A 2,007-nucleotide genomic window follows, 5' to 3' on the forward strand; every position below is an offset into this window, starting at 1 on the left:
GGCTTTCTGCTTCCGCAAAACTGATCTGTCGCTTCATCACAGGACCTGAATCATGGACACGCTTATGACAACGCGCTCACCCAATGTCTCGATGACTTGCGCACTGATTTAATCAGCGTTTCCCTAGGACAAAACTGAATTTGAAGCGGAAACGTCTTGTCCGGGAACTATTCAGAAAGTGAACAATTGAAAAGCCATGGTTTCCGTGGCGTTGATCGATTCAGGTCGTGCCGGCATACATCGCCATCAACTGCTCATCCGAATATCCCCACTCCGCCGCATTCTCAAACGCCACCACCGTCTCATCGCTATGGCGCAGGTCGATCAGTTCAGCCGGCACCGGCCTGGACTGCGACACCGAATAGAACGCCATCACCAGCGGCCGCAGCGGGTCGGCCTCATTCTGCGCGCACACGACGGCCAGCCGGTTGGAGCGCAGCCGCAGCACGGTACCCAGCGGATAAATGCCGACAGTGCGGCTAAATGCCTTGAAGACGCGCCGGTCGAACAGCGTGTCGACGCGCACCGCCAGGTATTCCATCGCGCGTGCCGGCGACCACTCCTGGTGGCCGGAGCGCGCGGAGGTCAGCGAGTCGTAGGCATCGCAGATGGCGGCGATCTTGGCGTGGATGCTGAGTTCGCGTCCGACCAGCCCGAAGGGGTAGCCGCGGCCGTCGACGCGCTCGTGGTGGTGGACGCAGACGTCGAGCGGGATGTTGGAATTCAGCCGCGCCTCGTTCAGGATGCGGTAGCCGGCGGACGGGTGGCGCCGGTAGGTTTCCTCTTCTTCCGGGGTGCGTGCGGTGGTCTTGAGCAGCACGGCTTCGGGCAGCGTCAGTTTGCCGATGTCGTGCACCAGCCCGGCCAGGCCGAGTTCACGCACTTCGTCGTCGGGCAGCGCCAGCGTGCGGCCGACGGCGATCATTAGCGCGCAGACGGCAAAGGCGTGCAGGTAGTTGTAGTCGTCGCGGGCCTTGAGCCGTGCCAGCGCCAGCAGCGCCTGCCCGTGGCGGGACAGCGAGCGCGAGGCGGAGTCGACCAGCAGCAGCGCCCCGTCGACCTCCAGCGCCCGGCCCATGCGCACATCGGCAAACATGGAGCCGACCACGGTCTTGCCGGACTGCAGCAGTTCGCGGGCGCGGCCGAGTTCGGCTTCGAGCGAGGCAGAGGGCTGGGGCGCTGGTGGCGACAGGGCGTCGGGCGTAGCCCCCGAGACCGACGGCACCGGCGCCACCGGCGCGTCGGTCTCGTCCGGGGCCGGCAAATTGCGCCCCTTCAGGATGTCGATCCAGACTTCCTGGACGCCGGCTGACAGGATCTGCCGGACCTGGTCCTCGCTGCTGACCAGGAATCTGGCGCGCCAGAACGGATGCCTGATCCATGGACCGCCAAGCCGGGCCACGTACATCCCGACCTGCAGTTGTTCTGACCGGATGCGTCTGAGCATGCGATAACCCCCTCGAATCCTGGTTTTCTTCTTGTCGAATCGGATATCGGCAGGCGTGCGCGGGCCTTGAGTACCACTTTCGGGGGGAGGAACCGCGCCTCAGGGGCTTGTCAAGCGCGGGGCGAATGCCCGGACGGCGCCCTCGGGCATTGCCGGCGACCGGATGGCGGGCGCTACAATGGCTGGCCCAGTGCTCACCAGACGCCAGCCAGTCGCCCCCGTTCACCCATGTCCGGAACGTACACGCTAGTCGGCATCGCCCGCGCCAAATCCCATCGCCGTGAGGCGCTGGTGTCCCAGCTCACCTCGCTGCGCTCGCGCGGGCTGACCGAGCCCGGCTGCCTGGACTACCACGTCGGGCAGGATGCCGAGGATGCGCAGGTTTTCGTGATCTACATGGTCTGGGACTCCAAGCGCGCGCTCGAATCGCACCTGAACCGGCCGTATATGCGCGATTTCCACGCATCGCGCCGGGATTTCGTCGAAGGCGATTTCAGTTTCCGCTGGCTGAATGCGGCTTGAGGCCGCCTGACCGCCCCTCCCCGCCCCCCTGCTTTTCC

2 protein-coding genes are annotated in these 2,007 nt (G+C 65.0%); one reads left to right on the forward strand and one right to left on the reverse strand.

The features are described from left to right. Positions 1 to 220: 220 nt before the first annotated feature. Positions 221 to 1,447 carry an HD-GYP domain-containing protein gene (locus AB1I47_RS33645; protein ID WP_354687967.1) on the reverse strand — a complete coding sequence of 409 codons (1,227 nt, stop codon included), beginning with the start codon at positions 1,445 to 1,447 and terminating at the stop codon, positions 221 to 223. A 228-nt stretch (positions 1,448 to 1,675) separates the two neighbouring features. Between AB1I47_RS33645 and AB1I47_RS33650 the strand changes: the two genes are divergently transcribed. Continuing rightward, positions 1,676 to 1,969, forward strand: coding sequence for a putative quinol monooxygenase (locus AB1I47_RS33650; protein ID WP_022535251.1), 294 nt, complete (start codon positions 1,676 to 1,678; stop codon positions 1,967 to 1,969). Positions 1,970 to 2,007: the final 38 nt, after the last annotated feature.

Origin of the sequence: Cupriavidus necator (assembly GCF_040578825.1) — a bacterium.
Classification (GTDB): Bacteria; Pseudomonadota; Gammaproteobacteria; order Burkholderiales; family Burkholderiaceae; genus Cupriavidus; species Cupriavidus necator_E.

Bases quoted from the DNA above. Each gene is read 5' to 3' on its own strand.
- AB1I47_RS33650 (WP_022535251.1), top strand. From the start codon at position 1,676: ATGTCCGGAACGTACACGCTAGTCGGCATCGCCCGCGCCAAATCCCAT.
- AB1I47_RS33645 (WP_354687967.1), bottom strand. From the start codon at position 1,447: ATGCTCAGACGCATCCGGTCAGAACAACTGCAGGTCGGGATGTACGTG.